The 2588-nt window shown below is 52.7% G+C and carries 3 protein-coding genes; all 3 read left to right on the top strand.

The genetic code is table 11. From position 1 onward, the window contains the following. Positions 1 to 760: 16S rRNA (adenine(1518)-N(6)/adenine(1519)-N(6))-dimethyltransferase RsmA (gene rsmA / locus VGA08_01765; GenBank protein ID HEX9679322.1), on the top strand; the 760-nt coding region annotated here is incomplete at its 5' end. Between the two features lie 81 nt (positions 761 to 841). Then, a complete protein-coding gene (locus VGA08_01760) occupies positions 842 to 1228 on the top strand; it encodes a metallopeptidase family protein (GenBank protein ID HEX9679321.1) in 387 nt (128 codons plus the stop codon). A gap of 78 nt (positions 1229 to 1306) precedes the next feature. Then, a partial coding sequence (locus VGA08_01755; protein HEX9679320.1) for a transglutaminase family protein occupies positions 1307 to 2588 on the top strand: 1282 nt, incomplete at its 3' end.

Below are 2588 nucleotides of genomic sequence, written 5' to 3'. Positions count from 1 at the left end.
AGCCTGGGGCCAGCATTGGTTGAAGGATATGACAGCGCTGATCCAGTTGGTCGAATTAGCCGAGGTCGAGAAGACCGACAGTGTGCTGGAAATCGGACCTGGTCAAGGAGATCTGACCCGACAGCTGTTGAAATCCGCCCGGCGGGTGATAGCGGTAGAAATTGATAGCCGACTGGCGGCCGCTCTCCGTCGTTCGTTTAGCGGCGCCGAGTTGGAAGTTGTCAATCAAGATATCTTAGGCTACGACCTAAAGTCGTTGCCGCCTGGCTACAAAGTCGTGGCCAATCTGCCTTACAATTTAACCGCCCCGATTATCCAAAAACTTATCAACGTCGGCCGGCCGGGACTAATAGTGCTGCTGTTGCAAAAAGAGGTGGCTGAGCGGCTGGCGGCTGGACCTGGCAATCTGTCGATGCTGGCCCTGAGCGTCCAGTTGTATTATCGGGTCGAGCTCGGGCCGATGTTGCCTGCCCGGTTGTTTCAACCAACACCGAAAGTCGATTCGAGAGCAATCAAGCTCCGGCGACTAGCTAAGACCGGGACTAAAGTTGAACCGGAAAAGTTGCTTAAACTGGCTAAGATCGGTTTTGCCATGAAGCGCAAAACCTTGGCCAACGCGCTGTCGGCAGGACGGCACCAGCCGAGGGCAGAGATAATTGATGCCCTAACCGCGGCTAGTCTGCCGAGTCGAATCAGGGCCCAGGATTTGTCGCTGGCTGACTGGCAGCGGTTGTATGATAAATTATATAACTATGATTGATATAATGTTGGTTACATTGCAATCTGTTAATTTTAAAAACTATATAATTAATTATATAGTTTTACGAGCGATGGAAACAGCATGATCGAAGTTACTGACGCCGAGTTTGAGGCCATGGTTGCCACCGGGATTGACGCTATTCCCGAGCGGTTCGCGGTTAAGTTGGACAACGTTGCTATTACCTGGCAAGACACGCCGGATTGGTGGCAGCGGGCCAAGATGCGGCTGCCACCCTGGCAGTCGCTGTTTGGTCTATATGAGGGCATTCCCAAAACTCGCCGCGGGTCGAATTATTCGTTGGTACTGCCCGATAAAATCACGATTTTTCGCCAGCCGCTGGCGTACGTGGCCCGAAACTCGGACCAACTAGCGGCGCTGGTCAAAAAAACCGTTTGGCACGAGGTCGGTCATCATTTTGGGTTGTCCGACGCCGAAATCCACGCTCTAGAGGATAAACAGACTGCTTAAGGGGCTAAAATGTTTAAGCTAATGTGTGCTAAACTTGAACCTACACGGTCTTTAAAGAGTAGTTTAAGCAACTTTAAGGTGAGAAACAAAAAAGCAAAATTTCTGGTTTTATGGTTAGTCGGCACGCTACTTATTAGCGGGCTGGCAACACCTGTTAGGGCCACGGCCTACAGCCTAAGGCTGGTGACGACGATCGACATCGGCGGAGTCAACGAAAAGGCCAAAGTCAAACAGATTTTTACGGTCAACGGCGCCGACAAGAAGGCCTTGCCGGCGGCCGCGATGATCGGTGTTATGGGCGCAGATTTAGCGGGTTTGACGGCAAAATCCGAGGACGGGGCCAAGCTGAGCGTCAATTTTTTGCCCGAGGAGCAATCGATTAAGGTTGATTTGCCAAAAACCAAACTCAAATCGACAAAGCCCTGGTCGTTCACGATAAACTATAGCGCCGTTGTTTTAAGTGAATTCGGCGCGGTCAAGGCTACCCAGCTACCCGCTACGACGACTAATTTGGACATCACCAGCCAAACCACTACCGTGTTAGCCGACTTAGATTTGGGGTTCGCCGTAGTCCGCGGCCATCCGGTTAGTAAAACCGGTGTCGGTGTCGGTCAACAAATTTTGACCTTTACCGACAAGGGGCCAATGTCTAAATCGGCTTTAATCGTTTTTGGCGATAGCACGTTTGTGACAGTCAGCCAAACCACAACCCTTAAAAATAACAGTTGGTGGTGGAAGAACTTAACGCTAACCCTGCCGCCCGACACTAACCAACAGATGGCACGACTCAAATCAATAACGCCCGAACCTAGCAACGTCCGGCTCGATAAGGACGGAAACATGGTGGCAGAATTTCGATTAGGGCCGTTAGCGTCCAGAGACGTCGAAGTTAAGACAGAGGTTGCGGTTAGCGGGTTGAGTTACAGTCTCGAAAACGCCGTCAACATTGACCAAGCCGACCCGTTACTAATAGAACGTTACACGCGCTTAACTGATGTCTGGCAGCCGGCGGGTCTGGAAATAGCCGCCGCTCAAGACGATACAGCGGCCGACGTGGTTGAAAAAGTCTTCGCGGCTGTAGTGGCCGAGGCGGCCGCTGGGCTCGATAGTACCGAACTACTAAACGTAGCCGCCCGTAATGCCTCACTCGAACTAAGCGACCGGCTAGTCGGAGAGTTGCGGCACCGGGGCGTGCCGGCTCGCGAGGCATTGGGCTTGATTATGACCGATGGTAACCGTCTGCTGGCCGAGCCAAAACCGCACGCTTGGGTTGAAGCGTTCGTAGCCGGCACTGGCTGGATAACCCTCGATCCCTGGCTAGGGGTGTTAAGCGGCCAGTTTGGCGGTGCCGATCCGGTGC

This window comes from Candidatus Saccharimonadales bacterium (genome assembly GCA_036397795.1).
GTDB lineage: Bacteria > Patescibacteriota > Saccharimonadia > Saccharimonadales > DASWIF01 > DASWIF01.
The sequence above is the reverse complement of the archived record's forward strand: the minus strand, read 5'-3'. Positions and strand labels throughout refer to the sequence as shown.